This is a genomic window from Streptomyces sp. NPDC002055, from assembly GCF_040296705.1.
In the GTDB taxonomy this organism is placed as follows: Bacteria; Actinomycetota; Actinomycetes; order Streptomycetales; family Streptomycetaceae; genus Streptomyces.
On sequence record NZ_JBEOXS010000014.1, the window covers coordinates 128,886 to 151,061 of the forward strand.

The window sequence follows — 22,176 nt, forward strand, 5'->3', positions numbered from 1 at the left end:
GGACGAGCGGGGACGGAGCCGGTCGGCCCGGAGACGGCGGAGTCAGGAGGCCAGCCGGTAGGAGCGGGCGAGGGAGGTAGGGCCGCCCTCCGAGACGACCAAGCCGTCGGCGACCAGGCGTTGCAGCGAGCTGGCGACCCGTTCTTTGCTCAGCCCAGTGGCGGAACTGATCTCGGGTAGAGGCGTGCCGGGGTTGCCCGAAAGGTAGGCGACGACGCGGGTATCGCGGCGGCGAAGGTAGTCCTGGAAGCTACCGGCGGTGTACACCAATGCGACCCCACAGCAGAGCTGAGGGAGACCGTGCGGCACCAGGCCCGAGCCAGCGACAGCGTCGTAGGCCGCGAACACGGCGACGCCCAAGCCGGCCATCGTGGCCTGAACGAGGTCGTCAGAGTAAATGGTCATTTCAGTGCCTTTCAGCCAAGGGGCAGAGCGGTCGACCCGTCCGACGAGACGCGGACCTGGAGGAGTGCCGATGACTGGGGCCACCACCAGCCCGCCCCAGTGGTTCAGCGGTCAGCGGGAGGAGCGGGCGACGAGTGCAGCGAGGAATCCGGCCACGGCCTCGGTGGGGGTGTGAAGTCCGAACTCCTGCACCCACGGGTCGCCTTCAGTGGGCTGCACTCGGACCTGCCAGACGATGCCGCGCTTCCAGGCGGCGGAGTCCTCGGGGAGCCAGCCGACGTAGACACGGCCGTCCGGGCTCGTCGCGTGGACGTTGGCCTCCGGGGTGTCAACGATCGCCCAGCCGAGGGCGTCGAGGAGGTCGAGCACCGGACCCGCACAGTGGTCGGAGGAGAGCCAGCGACGGTCTTCCAGGGCCGGGCGGACGACGGCGGGCAGGAGGGTGGGGGAGGTGTTCACGGTTGGACGATCCCTTCGTTGACCTGCGGTTTTTCCCAACACCCGTACGTTGACATGCAGTGTCCCGAAGTGCGTAGTCCTTTCCCGGGAAGCGGCGTCTGCCGTGGGCGAACTGGTGGCCGTCGGTGGGGGACTCTGACGCCGGGAATGGAACGGTGAACGCGGTTGTCGTAACTGGGTTGCGGCAACGGGCCGCACGGGACCGAAGGGGGAGCAGGGATGGCGGAGCCGAGCAGACACTGGGACGGGGCCGGGTTGGAACGCAAGATCCGCGCCGCCGGGCGGCCGTGGACGGTGGGCGACATCGCGATGGTCGCTGACGGCCAGTGGGCCGTCGGTGTGCAGTCCGACGGACGGCGAGACGAGGACGCCGTGGTGGAGGACCGGATCGCGGATGGGCGTCGCGTCGAGTTGACGTTGGAGGACCTGGCCCGCGCGGTGGGCTCCCGCATCGGGGATGCCCACAGCCACGAGGACCTCAACTGACCGATCAGCGGTGCGGCCCCAGTGCGGCCACCGACGGGCCGACAACGGCAGAAGGAGCGGGCTGATCGGGAGACTGGCCCAGTGCGCGTGGAGCGTGCCCCGAGCGGGCGACAGCGGCCTGGGCCAGCCGGGCTGCCGGGGCCCGGTCCGCGGTCGCGGCGGATTCACGCGCTTCGATCACGTGGCCGATGGCCTGAAGGGAAGTCCGGCTCTCGGCTTGAGCGACGCGAAGGTCCGCCGCTGAGCCGGTGATCCGTTCCAGGTCGTAGAAGGCCGGCACACGGCCGGGCCGGGTTAGGGCATGCAGACGGTCTTGGTGCACAGCCACGGCGTTGTCGGTGACGACCAAGGCCGAGCGGATGTGCATGGCCGAGCGCAGAAGGGGGTCGTCGCTAGGGCTGCGGACCGCGAGGGATTCCAGAGCCTCAATCGGGCGGCCCCAGGCTTTCTCGATCATGGCCGTGGCCTGATCGAGTGCGGTGGCGTCGGGCATGGTGGAACTCCCGGCATTCGGAATGATGCTTCGGGCGGAGGGGCTGTCCCAGAGGGACTGGAGCCGGTAGTCAGCGGCTGTGGCGTGGGGGCGTCGGGGCGGCCAGCGGCCTGATCCCGACAGCGGGCGCAGGATTGCTCGACCGGTTCTGCGCCGAGGCCCCTGTACGGCTGCGCGCGGCCATGACCCGCAGGTCGGCGGCTGTCCGAGGGAAACGTGCGGCGCGGTTGACGGCCTGTGTGACCGCGGTGCGGCGTACGTCAAGAGGGGTGGGAGCCCGAGGAGCCTGGGGGACGGGCGGGCCGACGGGGGTGAGCGAGACCAGGTGCTCCACCTCGCGGTGAATCTGGTGTCGCTCACGTGTTGCCGGGGCTGGATCGGCCATCACCGCTGCCGTTGCGGCGATCAGGTGGGAGGGAGTGCGGGCGGAGAAGACCGCCTCCGCGCGAGTGCCCCAGCCTGGTGGACCCGCCCAGAGCGTTACGGCTTCGTCGTCCGGACGGGAGCGGCGGTTGTCGATGAGAACCCCTGCCTGTCCGTCCGGAGCGATGATCTCGACGGTGCCCAGCTCGGCGCCACCATCGCGAGTCCAGCCGGCATCGGTCAGGGGGCGGACGGCGTCGGCCCAGCGATACGACGGGCTCGCCAGGAAGCGCCCGTTGCCTTCGTAGGCATCGGCCTCGGCGTAGTCGTGAGCGAGGGCGGTGGTGAGACCGGCGACGATCTCCGCAGGGGTGACATGGTTGAAGGTCGCCGTCCAGCGGGGGGCTGAAACGGCCTGCTCGGCAGCGGTGACCTTCCACAGCTCGAAGTCGTCACCGAACCAGCCGATACGGATCCTCTGATCGGACGAGGTGACGAGAAGCTGGCAGGGGCCCTCGTCGAGGTAGTGGTGGGGCCAGTGAGCGACGGGGGCGAAGCCAGCTTCTCCGGTCCCGTTGGAACCGGCCAGGTACATGGGGCTGACCAGTACCTCGTGAAAGGGGGCTTGGGTGTAGGGCTGCCGGGTGTTCATGGTCAAGGCTCCGGGGGCTAAGGGGAACGCGCCCGCGTGCGCAGCGGAAAGGGCTGCTCGACTGCACGCGGGCGCCGTGGCATCGGGGAGGCGTAGTTGGCTCTCAGCGCCATCCGGATCACCGGCCCCGAGAGGGCGTCGGCTGGGCGGTGACGGCTGCGGGCACCCGCGGTTGCGGCTGCGGAGCGTGGCTGAACAGCGCGCTCGGCGCGGCGGCGCTCCGGCGCAGGGCCGCTGCAGTTCGGATGTTGTCCGACCCCAGCGGGACGCCGGTGTGGGTCCGCGTGGCCGTCGCGACAGGGGCCGGCGGTGCCGAGCGCTGCCGCGTGGCGACGGGGTCACTCCAGTGCTCGACGGCTGCGTAGACGGGGCCCAGCGCCCGCCCGGCGTCGGTCAGGACGTACGGGTCGCCGTGGCGGGGCCCGGTACGGGCGACCAAGCCGTCGACCTGAAGCCGGTGGAGTCGCTTCCGGGTCCAGCCGTTGTCCAAATCGGCCTCCTCGGCGATGTGGACGAACCTCATGGGGCCGCCCGCGTCGAGGACCTGGATCACGGAGGTCGAATTCCGCAGGTGCAGGCGCCGCACAGCATCCTCAACGCGTTCGGCACCGGCTACCCGGCCGCCGAGCGAGAGGTTGGCCTGGGACCAGTTGGAAAGGGTGTCGTGCACCCGAGACAGAGATTCGCCGAAGGCGCTGAGCTGATACGGAGCCCCGTGGCGGTCGCCGACTCGGGTGACCAATCCATCAGCGTGCATCTGGGCCAGCCGCTTGCCGACGAGCTGCTCGCTGACGAAGGGAAGCCTGGCGGCGACATCACGCACACGCATCGGGCTGGTTTGCTGCGCCAGGGTCTGCGCCGACCAGGTGGTCCACTTCGGTGCTATCAGGGAAAGCGCGTCCTCGACACGCTGTGCATCGACCGAGCCGATCGAGGTAGCGGAGGACGGTGAGGTTGCGGACATGGGGTGAACTCCATTGAGGCAAGGGGGGTGTGGATCTCTGACGTGACCGAGCGCTCAGCGGGAGGGGCTCTCGGCGCGGAGCCTCTGGAGCACGACGCCGAGGCGGCGGTTGCTGACGGGGACGCCGCGTTCACGCAGGCCCCGCCGCAGTGCCTCGCGGTTGAGGCGGTGCAGGCCGGCGGCGACGTCGCGGGCGATGTCCAGCAGGTCCTGATCGTCAGGAGCAGAGGCGACTCGATGGGCTGATGGCCGCCGAGCGGAAGCGCGGTCCAGGAGGAGGCGGACATCCAGCAGGTCCCAGACCGCCTCCGTCTCGCTCTGTTCCTGGCGTTCGAGGTCGACGACTTCGGTCGCATACAGCAGCACGAGATCGTCGAGGGCGTGTTCGCCGGAGCGGTGTCGCTGCCAGACCGCTTCGAGGTTGCGGCGGGCTGACTGGGCATCGGCGCCGGTCTGGGCGAGCCCGTCGAGCCGTCGCAGCAGAATGGGCAGGACAGGGTCGTCGGAACGGTCGGAGGCGTTGCCGCGCTGCAGCTTCTCCAGCGGGCCGCCGTACCGGTGCTCGACCAGGCGGCGGGTGTAGATCGCGGTGGACATGAGGGGTGTCCTTTCAAGGGAGATCAGCGGGAACGGAACGGCTTGGCGGTCGGGCTTGTCGCAGGTGCGGGGAACAGGCCGACGCCGGGGCCGGAGATCGCTGCAGCACCGCTGCGGCTGAGGGCGGCCGACACGCGCGGCGTGGCCGTACGGGCGTCTCGAAGCGCCCCCTCGCCCTGCGGTGTGAGCGACAGGAGCTGGCCGGGTCGATAAAGCCCCTCGCTGGTGTCCTGGACGAGTAGTCCGTCGACGACCAGCCGCTGGACGGTTTCGGGCCCAACCTCCGGATTGGGGCGCTGGCCCTGTCCGTCGGAGAGGTAGATGTCGCCGTAGACCGCGCTCTGGTGAAATCGCAGTTCGCCGGCCTCGACGGCTTCGAGGGCCCCGAGGCGGCGGTCACCCGAGATGGCCCAGTCATCGTCCTGCTCGGTTGCGTCATGGGGGTTCACTCCGCCGCCTCCATCCGGGCGAGCAGGGAACGGACCAGGGTGGGCAGGCTCTCGGGCCCGTCGCCGATCCAGACGTGCTCGGTCGCCTCGCCGAGGACGTACGCGGCGTCTTCGAGCAGGCCGCTAGAGATCTCCATGCAGGCGTCGGTGATCCGGGAGGCTGCGAGCAGGGACTCGGAGAGCACCTCGACGTAATCGACCGGCGCGAGGCCGGCGGCCTCGGCTGCAGTACGGATCGCCGCCAACTCCAGGGCGCTGAAGGCAAAGTCGAACTCGCCGTTCTGCTCAACGCTGGCCCGTGCGGCGAAGGCCGGGTCCGGCGGCTCCGTGGGGATGCCGACGCGCGTACAGATACGGTCGACCGAGGCGGTCAGCTCGGCGAGGGACTCGGTGAGCCATCCCAGCGCCGAGGCGTAGGAGGCCAGGGTGAACAGACCTGCTGGCGTGGTGGGGAGAGGATCATCGGCCACGAAGCCTTCGAGCCGGTCGCTCAGCTCGCAGACGACCCGGGGCCCGGCGGACAGTGCACCGAGCACGGGGTGCAGGTAGGAACGGCTAGCGGCCGTCGGGTACTCGGCAGTGAGGACGCCGGAGACGCTGTGCGCAACCTCGGTGAGGAGGTCAGCCAGTTCGGTACGGGCCAGGGGGGTGCGGTCGGCGGTCATCGCTGGGGAGCCTTTCGAGGAGCGGCAGCAGCGGGTTGGACTGCTGTGGGAGGAGTTGCCAGGACCGCAGTCGGCTGGTCGACCGCGCGGGGCGAGCGGGATCGGGCGGCCTGCACACGGGCCTCGGAGGCAGAGGCTGTCTCGGGGTCCTGGTGGGGGCCGGTGCGCAGGTGCGCCGCGCGGTAGACCGCGTAGTCCTTCCTGCTACCGGCGGCGACGAGATAGATCTCGCGCTTGTGGTGCGAGGTTGGAGGAGCCGGGCGGAACTGGACGACCATCCGGTAGGAGACGGACGGATCGACGTACACCTTGTGGAAGCCCGCGAGGCGACCCTTCAACGGCAGGCAGTCATCGCTGCCGTGAACCAGGTTCTGCAGCTCCAGCAGAGCCAAGTCGCGCATGTCGTCAGGAAGTTCCCGGAGGTCCGCGATGGCGTCGGGGTGTGCGGCGAAGGCGAAGCGGGCGCGGCTCACATCGACCGCCCAGGGCTCGGTCGCTGTGCCGTGCCTACCGACGGTGCGCTCTGGACATCGAGGCCGGCCATCGCTATCGCGGAGGCACCGGCCGACCGGGTGAGGGCAGCGCGGGTCCGTAGGGCAGCGGCGTCACCGCGGTATTTCGGCGGCTGCGGCAGCGGGGTGCTGCGGTCGTCCAACCAGTGCTGGGCGGCGCCCTCGTCGGAGAAGGCACCCTCGCGCACTGTGTACGTGTGCGAGTCGAAGTCTCCCTCTTCGAGGAAGACACGAATCGGTGCCTGAGCAGCAGCGGAGTCGCGGGTCAACGTCCATGTCTCGCACGGGTCGAAGTCCGAGGTGTGGCTGTCGAGGACCTTGTACCGGTCGCCCGACGTACGGAGCTTCTGCTCGATACGCGTGGTGTGATCGTCGGCGGGATTCATGAAGTCGTCGCCGACCTGGGAAATCCGCTCGGGCGGGCAACCGCGTTCGATCAGCCAGTTCTGAGCGAAGGACTTGGTGGAGTGATAGGTCGACTCGAATGTGAAGGTGTTCTGGTTGAGGTCTCGTGCGACCTTGATCGCGCGAATTTGATTTTCGCTGGGCCCCCAGGTGACCGAGGAGTCGTGGGCGAGGACGAAGCTGTGGGAGCCGTTGGGGGTGGTGTGGTGCTCGGTCAGGACGGTGAGGTCACCGGCCCAGAAGCTCTGCTCCGCGTACTCCGAGTCCTCGTCGGCGGGCTCGAAGCCATCCAGACCGAAGTCGAGTTCGTCGCTCATGCCACCAGTCCAAACTGCGGCGCGGGGGTGGCCAGCACGCGATGGTTGGGCCGGGTCGCGCTCGTCGTACACGCGGCGAAGGGGCCATCGGGAGCGCGGAGGTGGACCAGCGCCTGGTCCAGGTGGTCGCGGTGCCACGTCGAAGGACCGGACAGGCCGGCCTCGGCGTCGGTGAGCTGCTGCCACGCGAGCCAGAGGGCGTGGAGACGGGCGACTGCCTCGGGGTGTTCGTACCACTGCTCGCACCACGGGCGGCTGGTGCTGATCTCCCGGCCGTACACCGGGAGGAAGAGGTAGTTCACCCAGTCGCTGAGCGCGGCGATCTCGATCGCGTACGCCTCACCGCCCAGGGCGAGGATGAACGCCGAAGCGGGGCCATCCTCCTGCGCGGAGTCTGCCGGGGCGGCCGGAGCGCCGTCAGGCAGCGGAAGCTCGGCGGAGGCGGGAGCGGGCTCGGAGCCCAGGCGGTCGAGGATGACGCCGTGCTGCCTGACCTCGGCCATCGTCTTGGCGAGGGTACTGGCGAGGTCGTCGAGGTCCCCGTCGGGGAGGCGGAACGGCTCCGGGTCGGGGGCGGTCGTGCTGGTGTCGGACATGGGGGCGTGCTCCATCTGTGAGACGGCGACATGAGGAAGAGGATCCGGAGAAACCGCGATTTGGTCCGGCCGGGAAAACCCGGTAGTGGGGCGCTACGCCGTCGCGCAGCGAAGGCAGCGCGGGAAGGGTGGAGCCAGCAACTGCACTGCTCGGGCAGCCTGTTGAGGCACAACACCGTTGCCCAATGCGGTGAGTTGAGCCGGTCGTCCGAGCCCAGGGGTGGCGGTGACCCAGCCGGGCTCCAGGCCCTGCATCCACTCCACGAAGTCGGCACGAAGGCGTCCGGCCGTATCGGTGGGCGGCGGCGCGGGGCGGGTGAGCATCTCCCATCGGGCGACGGCGGCTGCGTAGGCCCCCCATCGCTGGTCGGCCCCCCGGATTCCGGAGCCGATTCCGTCCAGAGCGGCAGAACCACTGCCGACAGTGGAGGGCGCCATCCCTTGCCCGGTCGGCGTCCCGGCGTGCCCGTGTCGCTGGCCCGCGGGGTGGGCAGCAGCGACGCCGCTGCGCTCGGCAGGGTCATGTCCCCATTGCCGTGGCGCTGGTTGGGCGAGCCCTTGATTCCGTCCGACGCCTTCGGAGTAGGCAGGAGCCACTCCACCTCGTCGGCCAGGTTCGGGCCGTGTCCTCCGCTCTTCCTCTTGGAAGGGTGTTGCGAGCCGCCGTTCTTCGCGATGTTGCTGGTCGGCGTCTTGAACAGCGTGTTCGGCGGGCCAGGCGACGAGGAAAGTGCGCTCGCGCCGGTGCGGGGCTCCGATATCGGAGGCGCGAAGCACGAGCCACTTCGCGTCGTACCGGAGGTCGGCCAGGGATCCGAGTACGGCACCGAGTGCCCGCAGAGGAGGCTGACCTGGGGTGTCTCCCAGACACCACGGGCAGAATTCCACGTCGCCAGGGGAACCGGCGGGGGAGGTGAGGAGGCCGCGCACATTCTCGATCACAACCAGGCAAGGTCGGAGGGCTTCGACCGCACGGGCGACGTGCAGCCACAGCCCGGAGCGGGTCTGGGCGTTGAGTCCGGCCCGACGGCCGGCAACCGAGACGTCTTTGACAGGGGAAGCCCGCCGTCAGGACGCACACCCGGGGCACGGCGGACCAGCCGACGGACGTGATATCGCCCAGGTTCGGGACACCGGGCCAGTGGCGGGCCAGGATGCGCGAGGCGTTCGGATCGACCTCCGCGTGCCAGGCCAGCGTCCCGCCGAGCGCGGACTGGACGCCGAGGTCCAGCCCGCCATACCCCGAGCAGAGCGAGCCGATCAGCGGAGGGCACGCGACGGTGGTCTGCATGTCACCGACCCCGAGCGATCCGGTCCGCAGGAGCTGCTGCTCCCGGGACAGTAGGCGGAGGTGAAGCGAATGCAGGAGCCGCGGTCGTGGACCGGCCCCGGGCTGCCTGCAGCCGCGCGGACGGAGGCGAAACCGTCGCCGACGCGGCGTGAAGGGAATCGGCGGCTTCGCGTAGGGCCGTGTCCGCCGTGGCGAGCGCGTCATCCGTCACCCGCGCCGCAGCCTCCCGAGCGTCCCGGGCATCGGGTTGGTCGCGCAGGTGCTCGGTCTGGTTCAGGAACGAGAGCTGGTGGGCCACGGCTCCGAGAGCGGATGCCGCCTCGCCGGCAGGTTCTACGGCGGCGGCGAAGCTGGTGATAACCCGCGCACTGTGGGCCTCCTGGTCGTGGTCGACGACACGGAAGAGGACTTCGTCACCCAAACCGCTTATCAGCGCGCCGAGTTCGGAGATCTGCCTGGCGACGGTGACGCTGTCCGGCGAGCGGTGGACGTCTCCGGGGGCCGGGAGCTTGCCGCGCTGGGCATCGAAAGCCGAGGCCGTGGCACGCAGGGCCAAGGCGTCGGAGATGGGGGTGTTGTTCACGGTGATTCCCAAGGGATGAGGACGAGCGACGGAAAGGGGGAGGGGTCAGCCGCGTCCGCGAGAGGGCGGTCGCACGGCGGCCGGGCTGGGGGCAGAGCCAGGACGGGCTGAGGATGGCGAGACTGGGTGCGGCGTGCTGCGGGCGAGCGCCGCGTGCACCTGCGCAGGGGGCGGCCCGGTTGGCGAAGGAGCTGGGGCCGGCGGCGTGGGTGCGGGGCGGCCGTTCGCCGCCTGCCAGCGGGCCCGCACCTCATCGAGTGGACCGAGCGCGTGCAAGGCGTGATTGATGAGCCGCCCGGGGGCCAGAGCCTCGTTCTCCGCCAAGGCTCGGATCGCACGTGCAGAGGTTGCCGCCGTGCGGGTGACCGACGAGCGCATCACTAGCTCGCCGAGCCATTCGGCGCTGCCTGGACCCACGCCGTCGCAGATGGCGGCGAGCTGATCGCTGGACAGCGTTCCGTCGGCCAGCAGGCCGCGCCGCTGGGCCTCCCAGAGCAGCGTGATCCGATCGATGGGTTCACCCCGGTGGTGCAGCGCGCCGAGGCAGCGGTAGAGCTGCCCGTGGGCGGGGTCGGCGAAGTCGCCAGGCCGCAGCCGGCCGACTACCTCGTCCATGGCCTTCGGCTGCTCAGCGAGGACGGCTAGAAGGAACCGCTCGTCCTCGGCGACCTGGTCGGCCCGAACCGGCGGTGGCGCGACCGGGCCGGTGGCCGGCGGAGCGGCGGGCGCGACCGGGCGCGGTTCGGTACCCCACCGGTGTGCGAGATCGCTGAGCACGCTGGTAAGGACGTCCGCGTAATGCAGGGCTCCCTCGACTTCGCCCTGGAGGGCGTCGGCCCGAGCCGCCTGGTGAAGGCGGATGGCGTGTTCCGTGATGCTGCGATGGATCGCGCCCTCCAGCACCATGCGGCCGTACACCGGAGCGTGCGTGGGACGCGGGCAGGCCGAGATCAGGGTGTGGGCGTACACCGCGGTCAGTCCCCGTACGTGGGTGCTGGCCTCGTCGACCGCATCGGTCACCCATGACAGCGGTACCGACTCTTCGGTCAACGCGGGGTGGCGGTCGTCCCGGAGCTTGCGCAACGCGGCGAACAGCGCCTGGTGGACCGGCCGGTAGAAGTGATCCGGCGCGAGCCAGTCAAGGTGTGAGAGCTGACCTGGGTCGAGCAGCACGGAACCGAGCACCGCCTGCTCCGCGCCCAGCAGCGGGTTCATCGCTGCCCCCTTGCATCAGAAGCGGGAGGTTCGCTCTCCCGGGCGCGGAGGTCGGCGACCGCCTGGTCGGCAGCGACCATCGCCTGGGCGAAGCAGTCCAGCGTGCTGGTGAACGTGGGATCGGAGGCGAGTATCGAGCCGGCCCCGCTGACCAACCACCACTGCCCGTCGCGCAGAACGACCGGCGAGCGTACGAACCGCCCGGGGCGCGGCGTGGGGGCGCTCATGCCGACAACCCGAAGTCGTCACGGCCGTGGGTCTTCGCGATGGCCCGTTCGGTGATCGCCTTCGTCGCACGGGCCGAAGCCGGGCCGACCACGTTCGCGGACGGCTCCTTGTACCAAGGCCGGAGATCGAGCATGGCAACCCGGATTCCGGTGGCCAGAAGCAGTGCCTTGCCCTTAGGCAGGGCACGGATCGCATCGGGCGGCAGGATCCGCTCGGTCCGCATGCTCACCGAGGTGGACTTGCCGCCGTCGCTGGTCGACACCGAGGTGGTCTGCACGTCGTGGTCACCGACCTGCCTGCTGAGCCGGTCGGCGAAGTCCGCGTCGTCGATGCCCGAACCGATGATCTTGACGGTGGCCGCAGACCAGAGCGCGTCCATGCCGGCCTCGCCCCAGCACCGCTGGCCCTGCCGGTAGGACTGCAAGATCGTCATCGGGATGACGCCTCGACTACCCAAGTGGCTGTACAGGTCCGGGAGATCGCTGATCTTGCACACATTCGCGGCCTCGTCGAGCACGCACAGCGCGGGGGGATCCAGCCGTCCGCCGGAGCGCTCGGCGACGACCACGGCCGCGCGCATCATGGCGTCGGCCGCTGCGGCGATGATCGCGCTCGCGCTGCCTCCGCCGTCCTTGCTCAGGAGGTACAAGGTGTCGCGGGACGTGGCGAAGGCGAAGGGCTTGAACTCGGGGAGGTCTTTGGCGGGCGTGACCCAGGCTGCGACGTCCGGGTCGAGCAGGCAGCTCGCGTACTGCCGCGCGGTCTCATAGATGCCGTCGCGGGTCTCGGTCGCGCCGGAGACAGTGCCCTGGAGCTGGGCGGCGACCGCGTCGTGGCCGGCATCGGTGAGCAGGTCGACCGGGGTCCGGTCGGCGGGGGAGGCGAGCCAGGCCAGGACATCGGTGATCGGGCGCCGGTGGCTGGCGGCAGCGAGGAACAGCGCGCCGAGCGTGTTGCTCGCGGCGGTGGACCAGAAGTCGGAGCCGTTCGACTCGTCCACGCTGGCGGCGACGAAGTGGCCAGCCAAACGTTTCGCCCCGGTCAGGTCACGGGCGTCGGCCAGGATGTCCCACCACATCTCGCGCGGGTGGTGGGCGATCTGCTGGGGGTCGAGGGTCCAGATCGTGCCGACCTCGGCGCGAGCGTCCACGGTCGCGGTGAAGGCGTCGTTCGCGGCCTTGTTACTGGTGAGCAGGACCGGGCCGGGCGCCGCGAGAATCGCGGGGATCGCGAGTCCGGAGGTTTTACCGCTTCGCGGAGCCATGATCGCGACGATCACGTCCTCCCAGGACGCGCGGACATTGGCCCGTCCCGGAGAGAGGGTGCCGAGAAGGATGCCGCGGTCAGCAGGGGCGACCTCTTTTACACTCCCGGCCGCTCAAGGACGGCCGCAGGCTCCTGGCCTTGGCGGTGATCTCCTTGTCCAGCAGCGGAGCGAGGTCGGCCTTCCGGGCGAGGCCGTTCTTCGGGCCGCCGCGCAACCGCATCCACAGCACCAGGCCGAGGACGGTGAGGCAGACGGACAGCAGGCCGGGGATGATCCGCGCGCTGACCAGCAGGGCGGTGGGGCTCAGGTTCGGCCACAGCACATCGGGATGAAGCAGTGCGTCAGTGGCCCTGAACGGAGGCCAAGCCCCCTTCCCATAGAGGGAGTTGGTGAGACCGCCGCTCAGCCAGGCCAGCGAACCGAAGGCGAGCGCGATGCCGAGTATGCCGAAGAGGAGGTAGAGGAGCGCGTCCGACCCGGTGGTGGTCGAGGGCGCGCTGGTCCGCGGTGCGGGCATGGTGGGTCCTGGAATTGAGCGCAGGCGAGTGATGGGGGCGGGGCACGCGGCGCTCTTCTGCTGGTCATCGAGGAAGCTCCTGTTCAGGAAGGGAGTCGGCGGTCGCGCCTATCGGGTGCGAGGGGCTCGGGGCGGCGGAGTGCTCGGCGCCGCGTCTGCGGAGCTGGCCGGGGACGGCGTGCGCTGGGCGGCAGCCTTCGGCGAGGAGGTACGGGCAGCACGCTGCCGATTCGTTTCCGCAGTGCCGTCGGCGGTCGGCGGGGCCGGGGCGACCGGACCAGCGCCGAGGACATCGCTGAGCAGCTCCCTGGTTCGCAGGACGTTGACCATCTCGTGGTGCCTGGGATCGGAGAGTTCGGCTGGGCACGCGGCGATCCCGTCCTCGGCCATCTCCAACTGCTCTTGGACGTCCAGGAGCATGCCGTGGGCGGCGGCCAGCCGCGTCCAGGTCTCGAAGGCGGGGTTGTGGTTCGGGTTGTCGAACGTCAGACGGACGCGGGTCCAGTCGGCGGCAGCGGCGACGAGTTCGGTCAGCTGTGGGAGAGCGCCGACCAGTGCACCGTTGACCTCTTCGATGATTCCGGCGACCTCGTTGGGCGTCGCGGTCTCGGTGAGCCGGGCGATCATCCCGGGGACGGAGTACGGGTCGGAGGACGGATGGGGCAGGTGGCGGACCTGCAGCGGCTTGTCGAGGTCCGGTGTTTCGCTGCCATGGGCGAGCCGGATGTTGTGCTGCATCGCAGCGCCGACGGCCTCGCCGATGCTCGGGTAGAACTCGGGCACGGTTACTCCTCGATCATGTGCTGGACTTCCGAGCCGGGTGGGGGCACGAGGCCGACGTGCTCCCCACCCGGATGGACGGACGCAGGCCCCCATGCCGGTCTTGTGGCGGCGGAGGGCGGTGGAAGGCTCACGGGGTGACCGACAGTGTCAGAGCTTCGGCGAGACACGAGAGAGAGTCCTGGGCCGCTTCGGAGCTGTCGGCGGTGACGATGAGGAAGCCGACCCGGCTGGTGTCGAGGTTGTCCGCCGGCGGCCGTACGACGCGCTCGCCGACGTCTCGGAGCCAGGTCACCTGATACAGCCGCGGGTACTGCGGACCAGGGGCGACGGCCAGACTTCGGGCGGAGAGGACGCCGGTGGCCGGGGGATGGAAGAGATCATCTGGGTCACCGCGTCCGAGGGCCAGCGGCCTGCGACGGAAGTACGGCCGCGCTGGCGTCCGATGCCCCAGCACCGAAGGTCGAGGAGACCTTGGCCTTAGCCGCTGCGGGCGATGTGGCGAGAGCGGCGCTTCGGGGGTCGGGGAGCCTCGGAGAGTGCGTTCGCGTCTCGGCCTGGGGCTGCTGCGCGCGGCCGAGACGGCTCAACTCGGCCTCTGAATCCCAGAGTTCCGACTGCGCTGAGCTGACGAACTCGGCAGCGAAGCCGAACCGGTCGGCGAGCTGGTACGCCTCGTCGTCGAGGTCTGTGATCTGCTCGCCTGCCGCTTCCAGCGCTTCCCGGACACGCTCCAGTGCCCCGTGTTCGGGATGAAGGAGGTGGTCGACCGCCCGCCGAAGGCCCTCACCGTTCTCGGCAGACCTGATCTGGTCGGTGAGTCGAAGGAGTTCCGCTCCGGCGGTGTAGGGCCCGAGCGGGTTTGCCGGGGTGGCCGTGCGGCCGGAGTCGAGGGAGGGGGCGAGGTCGACTCCGTAGCGAGCGGCACGAAGCATTTCGGCTGCATAGGTGGCGATGGCCGCGCGATCAACGGCCGGGGTCGTGGTGGGCAGGCGATGGCGTCGGCCGTACCAGTCCTCGATCTGCTGGAAGCCGGCGTGCTTGAGGAGCGTGGCGGAAAGGTCGTCGCTGGCGCCCTTCGCCGAAACGCTGCCGCTGGGCTCGGCGGTGATGGTGATGGAGGGGGCAGGCACGTGGGTCTCCTGGGCGCGGGGTGTCGGGTATGGAGCGATGGGCAGATGGCCCAGCTCGGCGGCGAGGCGGTGGCACTCGGTTTGGAGGCGGAAGGCGTCGCGGTAGGCGTTGTGGAGGCTGCCGTCCTCACGAGCGAGGGTGGCCACGACGTGCACCTGCCGGGGCTGGTTGCGCAGGGCGATCCACCGGCAGGCGTCCGGATCGCCTTCTGGGGCGATGCCGGTGACGGCCACGAGGCGGCGGGCGACCGTGGCCCACTGGGCGGCGGTGAGGTCCGGTCGGCGAGGGTCGGAGCGGACCGAGCAGATCCATACCGGCCGTTCGGGTGCGCGGGCCCCGAGGCGTTCGACGGGAGCGTCGAGGGCACGGGCCAAGTACGGCAGCGAGCCAGACTCGGCGAGCAGGTCGATCGGGGCTCCGTGGCCGTCGCCCGCGATCAGCCGGGGACTGGTGTGGTTACCGCGTTCGCCCGGCCCGTACAGGTACGAGAGCAGGCCGGCGGTGTTGCTGGCGCGCTGCAGGTGGGCGATCACGGCGTCTACCTCGAAGGGGAGTGGTGAAGAGGAGCCCGGTCTTCGGGCTGTCAGGGAGAGAGGATCCGCAGGATCCGCGATTTGGCGCGGCCGGAGATCACTGGTAGACGCCGCCGCTCACCCCGGGGCGTCGAGGCCGTGGTCGTAGGTGAAGTTCGCACAGGCGGCGCGGGCGAAGTAGGCGTCGTTGTGCAGGCGGGCCCAGCGGCCGTCCTGGCGGATGACGGTCGCGACGATGTCGAGCCCGTTGGCCTGGTTGCGCATGGCCGCCCACCGGCAGGCCGCCGGGTCGGCTTCCGGCTCTATGCCCGTGGCGTCGAGGACCTCGCGCGTCAGCTCGAACCAGTCGTCGTCGTCGAGTTCCACGCCGGTGGTGTTTCGGATGGCGCAGTGCCAGGTGAGCCGCCGCGACGCGGTGTGACCGGTCCGCGGCTTCCGTAGCGCGACCGGTTCATCGAGCAGCAGTGCCAGGTGCGGCAGGACGACGGTCTCTTGGGCGGTCAGCTCCGGGGACCAGGCGGTGAGCAGGTAGGGGGCGAAGCCTGGCTCGCTGCGGTGGAGGCGGCCGAGGAGGTCTGTGGTGCTCTCGGTGCGCCGCACATCGCAGCGCAGGGGGTACTCGGGCATGGGGTATCAAGGTCCTTGACAGGGGAGTCGGTGCCCCGCCTCGGCGGGGCACCGGGCGGTCAGAAGTGGGGGTTCTCGGTCGGCCGATCGGCTTCGGCGGCTGCTTGGAGCAGCTCGGCGAGGTCGTCGGGTTCGGAGGAGCGCTGGTCGATCCACCACTCAGCGACTGCGGGAGAACGCGATGCGCGGGTCGACCGGCCGGGCCGCAGGAGCGGAGGCGGCGGGAGCGGGGACCGGCGCCTTGCCTGGGAGGCCGGCGCGGGCTGGGCTGGCGGCGAGCGCGGCGGCGCTCACGGGGAACTTGTGCGTGGTGATGCCCTGATTGCGCTCGTGGCGCGCGGCCGTCGCGGGTGCAGGAGGGCGGCGCGCTGCTACGTCCTGGGCGAGACGGGGTTGCACCGCCACCTGGAGATCGGATCGGTGCATCGACACCGTGGCGCTGGCGACCTTCTCCAGTGCCTCGCTGCGGTCGGCGGCGATGGGCAGCGTGTAGATATCCAGGTCCGGGTTCAGCCGCCAGCCGTGTTCCTCCAGGATGAGTCGGCCGCCGAGCGCGGAGGAATGGTCGCTGGTGGCCGCGACGATGCCGAGCCGCGGATGTTCGGCGAACGCGACGTCGGGATCTATGCGCGGGGGCCGGTTAGGGGTGGGAGCCGCACCGGAGGCCAGCGAGGGGTCGAACGCGGTATCGACGTCGACCTGGTAGCCGGCCTTGCGTAGCAGTGCGACTGCCCGGGTGGCGCGGCCCTGTCCGTCACGCTGCTGGTCGGCCAGTGCGTACAGCGTCGGCTGATCCGGGATCGGGTGAAAGTCGAAGCCCTTCAACATCCAGGTGCTGGCGGCAAGTTGTTTCGGGTTCGCAGCGACGATGCCGTAGTCGGGGTGGCGGCCGACGGCGATGTCGGGAAGCGAGTCGTAGTGGGTGGGCATGGCTGATCCATCCGGTGCAAGCTCGGGGGCAGAGTCGGTCGAGGGCCGGGATGGTTCTGCTGGTGCGGGGCATGGCGCACTCCGAGGCGGGAAACGGTCAGCGACCGGGTACGGACGGGGGACGGGCGGGCGGCAGCGCGGGGCGCACGGCCGAAGCCGCTGGCAGTGGTGCTGGGCTCGTGCGCTGAGCGGTCGGCGAGAGCGCGAGAGCAGCAGTCACGCGCGCCGAGGCAGATCCCGGCCGTGGAGGCACGTCGAGCTGATCAAGACGCGCGTCGACGGCGGCGAGCAGCTTCGGGACACTGCCGCCGTGCCGGGCGTGGGGACCGTTGGGCTCCGAGTCGTAGATCACTTCGTGGACTGTGGAGTCGTCGGGATGCCCGCGGGTCACCAGCCAGCTCTCGGGATGTCCGGGTGGATGGTCGGTCGACGGCTCCTGGGGTGGCGAGATGATCAACGAACTACCGTCAGGGAGCGCAACGTGGACGATGAAGTCGCTGAGGCCGTACTCGACGGTGCACTCCAGGTCACGCTGCCGAAGGGGAACGGTGAGGTGTCCGTACCCGTGCTCCCGTTCCGGGGCGCTGGCAGTGGAGTGCAGAGGAAGAGGAGTGCTGGTGCGTGCGGTGACGGCTGTGACCTCCCGTCGGAGGGAGACCAAGGACTGGTCGGGGTGCATGGGGCTTCTCCATGGCGGAGTGCCCCAGCAGCCGACGACGCGAGCCGCAGGTGCTGGGGCGATGGGGATAGCGGCGTTCCATGAGGATCCGACGACTGGCCGGTTTGGTACCGCCGAGATTCGGTGCTAGAGGCGTCAGCGGGAACGACGCGGGGCCGCCGGATTCGATACGGGCGGTGCAGGTGGCGAAGCGGGTGGGGCCCCGCGGTTGCCTGATGTGGACCGAGCGAGGGCCGCATGGGCACGTTGGGCCTGCGAAGGTTGGTCTGGGTCTTCCCGGCTGGCCAAGTAGTCGCCAGCCCGAGCGAGCGCCGGGCCTTGGAAGGACAACTCGTCCGCGTAGTGCCAGCCTTCGGAGTTGCGGATCTCCTGCGCCTCGCTCGCGTAGATCTCCAGCGAGCCGGGGAGGCAGGCGTCCATGAGCGCCATGACCTGATCCCACTCGTGCCGGATCTGGCCTGCTCGTTCCAGGGTGGTGTCGATTCCGCGTAGCCGCCGAAGGTCCTCGCTGATCGGCCCCTCGACGTAGTCGGCACCGCTGGCGGCGGCGCGGACACCGGCCAGTACCTCGGGGCCGTGGGCGAGGAAGACCTCGACGTGTTTCCACGCTTCGGCGTCACGTTTCACTTTGCCGTCCGCATAGCCCTTCTCGTCGACGGGCCAGTTGTCGGTTCCGCAGAAGGAGTCCGAGATTGCATCCCAGGCGTCGGACGCCTGCCTGATGCCGGCGGCGGCAGAATCCAGCGCGGGGACATGCTGCCGCCACGCCAGGTGATCGGTGGCCGACGCTGGCTGGTCTTCATGGGGAGCGGGAGATTCGGGCACGATGGATCCTGTTCTTGTGCCTCTGCTCACCGCGAACGCGGCAGTGAGCGGATGGCGGAAGGTGGAATGGGAGCAGCAACCCGGTTCTGCTGGCAAACGGAAGGCCCACTGCCTGACACGACCGGGGAGACACGAGCCGCTGCTGCCGCTCGGTGCGAGCGGAAGTGGATCTCGTGACCCAGGCCCTCCCCCACGAGGTACAGCTCCTCGCCGAGATCGGTCAGGCGGCCGGTCAGGGCGTCCAACTCGGAGGCGCTGCCCCGGGCTCCGTGGGTGCGGCACCATTCCGAGGCGGTTTCGAGCATCTGGTGCAGCCGGGCCACCGCGCCGAAGTCGTCCGTGAGCGCCTCGTGGAACAGCTCGGCGAACTCTTTGGGACGGGCGGCGGCGAGGCGGTCGATCCAGTCGCTAGCCGGTGCCGCGGTGCGCGGACTCAGGCGCGAGGAGGCACCTCCCCCGTGGACTCGGTCATCTGGTCGCGGTACGGTTGACGGCATGGTTCAACTCCGTTTAAGTGTCGGCTAGTTGAGCTAGGCCGACATTCGGGCGTCGGTGTCGAACAGCTCTCGCTCGGCGGGGTGCAGGATGTGCTGGGTGATGAAGCTCCGACCCGCGACCTTCCACAGGCCCCGGCCCTTGGTCAGGGCGGACACGGCCTGGGTCTCGACGCCGGTCAGGCCGAGCAGGGAAGCGGCAGCAGCGAGCTGGTCGGGTTCCTGCCGGTAGATGATGCGGGTGGAGCAGTCGGCCAGCAGACCCTCGGCCAGCACTCGGCCGCGCGAGCCGGCATCGCCTGCGCTGAGCAGGTCGCTGAGGCGGTGGATGACCATCAGGTTCGCGATGCCAAGCCCGCGAGAGAGCTTCCACTGCGACTGCATGCGCTCCAGCAGGCCGACGTGCCGCATCACCCGCCACGCCTCGTCGTAGATCACCCAGCGCCTGCCGCCGTCCGGGTCGGCGAGGGCTGACTCCATCCACGCGGAAGCGCAGGTCATCGCGAGCACCAAGGCGGTGTCGTCACCGGACCCGCCGAGGCGGGAGAGGTCGATGGACAGCATCGGGGTGGTCGGGTCGAAGGCCACCGTCGAGGGGGCGTCGAACATGCCGCTCAGGTCGCCGTGCACCAGTCGGCGAAGGGCGTGCGCGAGGTCCTGTGCGCCGGGCCCCATGTGTCCGGCCTGGTCGCCGAGGGCTCGGTCGAGGCGCTCGGGCGAGCCGAGGGCGTGCGCGATCTCGCCGAGCAGCGGCACCGTGCCGCTGGCGTCGGCCTCGGCGACGACCAGGTCGAGAGCGAGGTCCAGGGCGGTGTGCTCCATCGGCAGGAGATCGCGCTTCAGTACGGTGCGCGCCAGGCCCGCCAGGAGAAGGAGGCGGCGCTTTCGAACCTCGGTCGACCAGTCGCCCTCGCTCACCGAAGCGGGCCGGGCCGGAGCATCCAGCGGGTTCAGCCGACCCGGGAGCCCCGGCCCGAGCGCGATGCTGTAGCCGCCGAGGGCCTGAGCGACGGCCGTCCACTCCCCCTTGGGGTCGCAGGGAACGTAGACCCGGTAGCCATGGGCAATCGCCCGGGTGGCTATCGACTTGGCCAGCGCGGACTTGCCCATGCCGATGATCCCGGCCAGGACGGCGTTCGGATTCGTGAAACCCTCGATCCGCCCGCTGCTGTACAGCGAGAACGGGTCGTAGCAGAACGCCGCCTCCGCGTGCACGTCCCGTCCGATGAAGATCCCTTCGGCGCCCAGGCCGCCCTCCGCGAGAAACGGATAGGCGCCGCTGACAGTGGCTGTGGTCATGCGGTGGGCGGGGAGGCTGAGCTTGCCGCCCCGAGCCGAGGAGGAACCGGGACGTCCGGACGGCGGGTAGGTCGGACGCAGTTCCGGGTCGAGGTGCTCCTCGGCGCGGTGCTTCGGCGGGGCTCCTGCGAGGCGGGCTTGGCGGCGGGCCTCGGCGAAACCGGCGCGGGCGGCTCGCTGCTCGGCGCGTGATGCCTTGCGGGGGACGAACAGGTGGGAGGCGCTGGCGCGGGTGCGGGGCATGAACGTTTCTCCAGAAGGAAGGCGGGGTCAGCGGCGGACGAGACCGGTGAACGGCGAGTGCAGGTCGGCCGGGGTGGTGCGGCGGCGCACCAGGTGCGCGGTGCGTTGGTGGCGCTGGCAGATGGTCAGCTCTGGCGCCCCCTCGGGCAGGCCCGCCTGGCACGCCTCGCGCTCGGGCACCTCGCCGGCGTCCGGGCGGGGTGCCGCGTGGTACGCGGCGTGGACGTGGTCGGCGGCCTGCCAGATCCGGGTGCGGGTGGCGCGGAGCTGGTCGCCTTCGGCCGGCACGAGCTGGCCGGTGCGGGCGGCGTGGGCGTCGAGCAGGCCGTGCAGTGAGACGAGGTGGGCGTGCAGGGTGTCCAGCTCGGCGCGGGTGGTGACGAGGGGACCGCCCGGAATGTTGAGCGCGCGGTGGAAGTCGAGCGCGGCGGTGGCGAAGGGCACGAAGTCCTGCGCGGGCGGGCTGGCGGTGCGGGACATGGGGTGCTCTTTCGGGGGGAAGGAGGGCCGGCATCAGGCGGCGAGGGCGAGCGGCATGGCGGCGACGGTGAACGCTTCGGCCTGCTGCCAGGTGAGCGGCCGGAGGTCGAGTTGGGCGCCGACGGCCGCAGTCTCCAGGACGGCGCAGGCGGAGCGGAGTTCCTCCTCGGAGTCGGCCGAGATGGTCAGCAGGCCGGTCAGGGCGACATCCGCGTGGCCCGCGATGAGCTGGCGCTCCCGGGACTTGATGTCCTGGTACTCGATCGAGTCCGCCTCGGAGTCGACCTGACCCCGTCGGGCTCGCTCGGCGGCGTCGGCTATCACGCTGGACTTCTTGCGCTGGACGTCGCGCAGGGCGGCGTCCAGTCCCTTGGGCTCGTACGACAGCGACAGCGTGCGCCGGACCCCGGCGGTGAACAGGAGCTGGTGCAGGAAGCCCGCCGACGTTTCAATGCGGGGCCAGTTCTCCACCCAGTACGTGGCGTGGACAGCCGAGTCGGTCATGATGTGGTCCGCCTTCTCGACGACCACGACCGGACCGGCAGCAGCGGGCTCAGCCTCGGGACGTCCTGCGGTGGACCAACGGTCCAGCGGTGCAAGGGCCTTGGGGTCGTACGCGGTTCGCACGACGGCCGCGATCTCGCGGGCGGTGAGCCAGCCGGTGGGGTTGAGCCCGGCGGTTCGCGCGGCCTGATCGAAGGTCGCGGTCAGTTGCGCCAGGACGCTGAAGGACCCGGTGAGGCCGCCACCGGCCTGGTTGATCAGCCGCCGTGCGGCTTTGGCGTCCAGGGACACCGCGACGTAAGCCTCGTGCGGTGCCGCAGCCGGGCCGGCGCTCTGGATCAGCTCGCTGTAGATCGCACCGGCCACGGGGGCATGGGGCTGGCCGTGCTCCTCCCAGTACCGGCGCAGCGCGTCACCAGAGTCCGGGACGGTGCGCTCGATCACCTGGATCCGGGCGACCTGGCCCGTGCGGGCGAGCGCGGCCAGCGCGCGTCCCCATCCGTTGACGTTGGCGTTCTGGGTGCCCGGGTCGAGCAGCGCGTAGGCGCGGGAGGAGACCTTGACGACGGCGGTCAGGGTGCCGGTGTGGGGGTTGTGGACCGCGCCGTATCGGCGGTCGGGCGCAGTGACCACACGCAGGCTCGCCGCTGTGCCGGGCAGGTGGAGCAGCCCTTCGCGGACCGGGCGGCGGGACGGCCGGGTGAGCCAGATCAACTGGCCCCGCATCCGGCGCAGGACGTACCGGGTGATGATCGGAGCCCAGTCGGCCAGGGCGCGGCCTCGGTAGCGGACGAAGACGAGGAGGGCGATGGCCGCCCAGACCGGAATGAGTTCGAGGGCGCCGACCACGCCGCGGGTGAGGATCACGGCGAGCAGGAGAAGGCCGGTGAGGCTGACGACGATCAGTTGCGAGGCGGTCAGGCCGAGCAGGATGCCGCGCCGCGAGCGGTGCGGAAATTTCACGCTGGCCGTGGTGGCTTCGGCCTGGGGCTTGTTGGACATGGTGGTTCCAGACGGTGGGAGCGGGCGGGGGCGGGGCGCGCGGCGCTCTTCTGGAGGTCATGGAGGGGCTCCGTTTCTGGTGATCGGTGGTGCTGGGCGCGGGGGCGAGGTGGGTGAGCGGAAGGCGGGCCCGGAGCCGCTCCAGCTCCCATGCGGTGAGCCGGCGCGGCAGCGGGACGGCG

The 22,176-nt window shown here is 70.5% G+C and carries 26 protein-coding genes and 2 pseudogenes; 1 reads left to right on the plus strand and 27 read right to left on the minus strand.

The genetic code is table 11. From position 1 onward, the window contains the following. Nucleotides 1-42: 42 nt before the first annotated feature. Nucleotides 43-405 (minus strand): MarR family transcriptional regulator, encoded by a 363-nt coding sequence (locus tag ABT112_RS11580; protein WP_351508162.1) that lies wholly within the window; start codon nucleotides 403-405, stop codon nucleotides 43-45. Between the two features lie 111 nt (nucleotides 406-516). Then, nucleotides 517-864 (minus strand): SPDY domain-containing protein, encoded by a 348-nt coding sequence (locus tag ABT112_RS11585; RefSeq protein WP_351508164.1) that lies wholly within the window; start codon nucleotides 862-864, stop codon nucleotides 517-519. Between the two features lie 219 nt (nucleotides 865-1,083). On the opposite strand from ABT112_RS11585, the gene ABT112_RS11590 reads away from it, so the two are divergent. Further along, nucleotides 1,084-1,350, plus strand: coding sequence for a hypothetical protein (locus tag ABT112_RS11590; RefSeq protein WP_351508166.1), 267 nt, complete (start codon nucleotides 1,084-1,086; stop codon nucleotides 1,348-1,350). Between the two features lie 4 nt (nucleotides 1,351-1,354). Here ABT112_RS11590 and ABT112_RS11595 read toward each other — a convergent pair whose 3' ends face one another. The 25 genes and pseudogenes from ABT112_RS11595 to ABT112_RS11715 form a co-directional block, all read right to left on the minus strand. Then, nucleotides 1,355-1,843: a hypothetical protein gene (locus ABT112_RS11595; RefSeq protein WP_351508168.1), complete on the minus strand. Its 489-nt coding sequence runs from the start codon at nucleotides 1,841-1,843 to the stop codon at nucleotides 1,355-1,357. Between the two features lie 70 nt (nucleotides 1,844-1,913). Next, the gene (locus ABT112_RS11600) at nucleotides 1,914-2,858 is read right to left on the minus strand and encodes an SPDY domain-containing protein (protein WP_351508170.1); all 945 of its coding nucleotides are present in this window, start codon (nucleotides 2,856-2,858) and stop codon (nucleotides 1,914-1,916) included. Between the two features lie 118 nt (nucleotides 2,859-2,976). Continuing rightward, nucleotides 2,977-3,822, minus strand: a complete 846-nt coding sequence (locus ABT112_RS11605) for a winged helix-turn-helix transcriptional regulator (protein WP_351508172.1) — start codon at nucleotides 3,820-3,822, stop codon at nucleotides 2,977-2,979. A gap of 54 nt (nucleotides 3,823-3,876) precedes the next feature. Continuing rightward, nucleotides 3,877-4,419, minus strand: a complete 543-nt coding sequence (locus ABT112_RS11610) for a hypothetical protein (protein WP_351508174.1) — start codon at nucleotides 4,417-4,419, stop codon at nucleotides 3,877-3,879. A gap of 23 nt (nucleotides 4,420-4,442) precedes the next feature. Then, the gene (locus ABT112_RS11615; RefSeq protein ID WP_351508176.1) at nucleotides 4,443-4,868 is read right to left on the minus strand and encodes a hypothetical protein; all 426 of its coding nucleotides are present in this window, start codon (nucleotides 4,866-4,868) and stop codon (nucleotides 4,443-4,445) included. Further along, nucleotides 4,865-5,533: a hypothetical protein gene (locus tag ABT112_RS11620; protein WP_351508178.1), complete on the minus strand. Its 669-nt coding sequence runs from the start codon at nucleotides 5,531-5,533 to the stop codon at nucleotides 4,865-4,867. The genes ABT112_RS11615 and ABT112_RS11620 overlap by 4 nt, the downstream gene beginning before the upstream one ends. Further along, the gene (locus tag ABT112_RS11625) at nucleotides 5,530-6,006 is read right to left on the minus strand and encodes a hypothetical protein (protein ID WP_351508179.1); all 477 of its coding nucleotides are present in this window, start codon (nucleotides 6,004-6,006) and stop codon (nucleotides 5,530-5,532) included. Before ABT112_RS11625 ends, ABT112_RS11620 begins: the two co-directional genes overlap by 4 nt. Further along, on the minus strand, nucleotides 6,003-6,767 hold the full coding sequence (locus tag ABT112_RS11630; RefSeq protein WP_351508181.1) for a glycosyl hydrolase: 765 nt from the start codon (nucleotides 6,765-6,767) through the stop codon (nucleotides 6,003-6,005). The genes ABT112_RS11625 and ABT112_RS11630 overlap by 4 nt, the downstream gene beginning before the upstream one ends. Beyond that, the gene (locus ABT112_RS11635) at nucleotides 6,764-7,363 is read right to left on the minus strand and encodes a DUF4913 domain-containing protein (protein ID WP_351508183.1); all 600 of its coding nucleotides are present in this window, start codon (nucleotides 7,361-7,363) and stop codon (nucleotides 6,764-6,766) included. Before ABT112_RS11635 ends, ABT112_RS11630 begins: the two co-directional genes overlap by 4 nt. A gap of 93 nt (nucleotides 7,364-7,456) precedes the next feature. Beyond that, nucleotides 7,457-8,356, minus strand: a complete 900-nt coding sequence (locus tag ABT112_RS11640; RefSeq protein WP_351508214.1) for a DNA cytosine methyltransferase — start codon at nucleotides 8,354-8,356, stop codon at nucleotides 7,457-7,459. A gap of 115 nt (nucleotides 8,357-8,471) precedes the next feature. After that, nucleotides 8,472-8,654 (minus strand): annotated as a pseudogene (locus ABT112_RS11645) (DNA cytosine methyltransferase); the annotation flags it as partial. Nucleotide 8,655: 1 nt separating this feature from the next. Further along, nucleotides 8,656-9,237 (minus strand): hypothetical protein, encoded by a 582-nt coding sequence (locus tag ABT112_RS11650; RefSeq protein ID WP_351508185.1) that lies wholly within the window; start codon nucleotides 9,235-9,237, stop codon nucleotides 8,656-8,658. Between the two features lie 45 nt (nucleotides 9,238-9,282). Continuing rightward, nucleotides 9,283-10,452, minus strand: a complete 1,170-nt coding sequence (locus ABT112_RS11655; protein ID WP_351508187.1) for a DnaB-like helicase N-terminal domain-containing protein — start codon at nucleotides 10,450-10,452, stop codon at nucleotides 9,283-9,285. Beyond that, on the minus strand, nucleotides 10,449-10,679 hold the full coding sequence (locus tag ABT112_RS11660; protein ID WP_351508189.1) for a hypothetical protein: 231 nt from the start codon (nucleotides 10,677-10,679) through the stop codon (nucleotides 10,449-10,451). The genes ABT112_RS11655 and ABT112_RS11660 overlap by 4 nt, the downstream gene beginning before the upstream one ends. After that, a pseudogene (locus tag ABT112_RS11665) lies at nucleotides 10,676-12,464 on the minus strand (type IV secretory system conjugative DNA transfer family protein). Before ABT112_RS11665 ends, ABT112_RS11660 begins: the two are co-directional and overlap by 4 nt. A 108-nt stretch (nucleotides 12,465-12,572) precedes the next feature. Beyond that, entirely contained in the window at nucleotides 12,573-13,247 is a 675-nt protein-coding gene (locus ABT112_RS11670; protein WP_351508191.1) for a hypothetical protein, read from the minus strand. Nucleotides 13,248-13,374: 127 nt separating this feature from the next. Next, a complete protein-coding gene (locus tag ABT112_RS11675; RefSeq protein WP_351508193.1) occupies nucleotides 13,375-13,539 on the minus strand; it encodes a hypothetical protein in 165 nt (54 codons plus the stop codon). 94 nt (nucleotides 13,540-13,633) lie between these two features. Further along, nucleotides 13,634-14,911 carry a hypothetical protein gene (locus ABT112_RS11680; protein ID WP_351508195.1) on the minus strand — a complete coding sequence of 426 codons (1,278 nt, stop codon included), beginning with the start codon at nucleotides 14,909-14,911 and terminating at the stop codon, nucleotides 13,634-13,636. Between the two features lie 117 nt (nucleotides 14,912-15,028). Then, nucleotides 15,029-15,538, minus strand: a complete 510-nt coding sequence (locus tag ABT112_RS11685; RefSeq protein WP_351508197.1) for a hypothetical protein — start codon at nucleotides 15,536-15,538, stop codon at nucleotides 15,029-15,031. A gap of 159 nt (nucleotides 15,539-15,697) precedes the next feature. Beyond that, nucleotides 15,698-16,468 carry a hypothetical protein gene (locus ABT112_RS11690; RefSeq protein WP_351508199.1) on the minus strand — a complete coding sequence of 257 codons (771 nt, stop codon included), beginning with the start codon at nucleotides 16,466-16,468 and terminating at the stop codon, nucleotides 15,698-15,700. A gap of 97 nt (nucleotides 16,469-16,565) precedes the next feature. After that, nucleotides 16,566-17,147: a hypothetical protein gene (locus tag ABT112_RS11695; RefSeq protein WP_351508201.1), complete on the minus strand. Its 582-nt coding sequence runs from the start codon at nucleotides 17,145-17,147 to the stop codon at nucleotides 16,566-16,568. Nucleotides 17,148-17,282: 135 nt separating this feature from the next. Next, nucleotides 17,283-17,918, minus strand: a complete 636-nt coding sequence (locus ABT112_RS11700; protein ID WP_351508216.1) for a hypothetical protein — start codon at nucleotides 17,916-17,918, stop codon at nucleotides 17,283-17,285. Between the two features lie 584 nt (nucleotides 17,919-18,502). Continuing rightward, nucleotides 18,503-20,008 carry a putative type IV secretion/conjugal transfer ATPase gene (locus ABT112_RS11705; protein ID WP_351508203.1) on the minus strand — a complete coding sequence of 502 codons (1,506 nt, stop codon included), beginning with the start codon at nucleotides 20,006-20,008 and terminating at the stop codon, nucleotides 18,503-18,505. Between the two features lie 27 nt (nucleotides 20,009-20,035). Continuing rightward, nucleotides 20,036-20,488: a DUF6238 family protein gene (locus ABT112_RS11710; protein ID WP_351508205.1), complete on the minus strand. Its 453-nt coding sequence runs from the start codon at nucleotides 20,486-20,488 to the stop codon at nucleotides 20,036-20,038. Nucleotides 20,489-20,521: 33 nt separating this feature from the next. Then, nucleotides 20,522-21,994 (minus strand): SCO6880 family protein, encoded by a 1,473-nt coding sequence (locus ABT112_RS11715; RefSeq protein WP_351508208.1) that lies wholly within the window; start codon nucleotides 21,992-21,994, stop codon nucleotides 20,522-20,524. Nucleotides 21,995-22,176: the final 182 nt, after the last annotated feature.

Excerpts from the sequence above, each read along its gene's own strand:
- ABT112_RS11610 (WP_351508174.1), bottom strand. The coding sequence starts at position 4,419 with ATGTCCACCGCGATCTACACCCGCCGCCTGGTCGAGCACCGGTACGGC.
- ABT112_RS11710 (WP_351508205.1), bottom strand. The coding sequence starts at position 20,488 with ATGTCCCGCACCGCCAGCCCGCCCGCGCAGGACTTCGTGCCCTTCGCC.
- ABT112_RS11590 (WP_351508166.1), top strand. The coding sequence starts at position 1,084 with ATGGCGGAGCCGAGCAGACACTGGGACGGGGCCGGGTTGGAACGCAAG.
- ABT112_RS11600 (WP_351508170.1), bottom strand. The coding sequence starts at position 2,858 with ATGAACACCCGGCAGCCCTACACCCAAGCCCCCTTTCACGAGGTACTG.
- ABT112_RS11690 (WP_351508199.1), bottom strand. The coding sequence starts at position 16,468 with ATGCCCACCCACTACGACTCGCTTCCCGACATCGCCGTCGGCCGCCAC.
- ABT112_RS11635 (WP_351508183.1), bottom strand. The coding sequence starts at position 7,363 with ATGTCCGACACCAGCACGACCGCCCCCGACCCGGAGCCGTTCCGCCTC.
- ABT112_RS11705 (WP_351508203.1), bottom strand. The coding sequence starts at position 20,008 with ATGCCCCGCACCCGCGCCAGCGCCTCCCACCTGTTCGTCCCCCGCAAG.
- ABT112_RS11595 (WP_351508168.1), bottom strand. The coding sequence starts at position 1,843 with ATGCCCGACGCCACCGCACTCGATCAGGCCACGGCCATGATCGAGAAA.
- ABT112_RS11695 (WP_351508201.1), bottom strand. The coding sequence starts at position 17,147 with ATGCACCCCGACCAGTCCTTGGTCTCCCTCCGACGGGAGGTCACAGCC.
- ABT112_RS11605 (WP_351508172.1), bottom strand. The coding sequence starts at position 3,822 with ATGTCCGCAACCTCACCGTCCTCCGCTACCTCGATCGGCTCGGTCGAT.
- ABT112_RS11655 (WP_351508187.1), bottom strand. The coding sequence starts at position 10,452 with ATGAACCCGCTGCTGGGCGCGGAGCAGGCGGTGCTCGGTTCCGTGCTG.
- ABT112_RS11620 (WP_351508178.1), bottom strand. The coding sequence starts at position 5,533 with ATGACCGCCGACCGCACCCCCCTGGCCCGTACCGAACTGGCTGACCTC.
- ABT112_RS11715 (WP_351508208.1), bottom strand. The coding sequence starts at position 21,994 with ATGTCCAACAAGCCCCAGGCCGAAGCCACCACGGCCAGCGTGAAATTT.
- ABT112_RS11685 (WP_351508197.1), bottom strand. The coding sequence starts at position 15,538 with ATGCCCGAGTACCCCCTGCGCTGCGATGTGCGGCGCACCGAGAGCACC.
- ABT112_RS11580 (WP_351508162.1), bottom strand. The coding sequence starts at position 405 with ATGACCATTTACTCTGACGACCTCGTTCAGGCCACGATGGCCGGCTTG.
- ABT112_RS11630 (WP_351508181.1), bottom strand. The coding sequence starts at position 6,767 with ATGAGCGACGAACTCGACTTCGGTCTGGATGGCTTCGAGCCCGCCGAC.
- ABT112_RS11660 (WP_351508189.1), bottom strand. The coding sequence starts at position 10,679 with ATGAGCGCCCCCACGCCGCGCCCCGGGCGGTTCGTACGCTCGCCGGTC.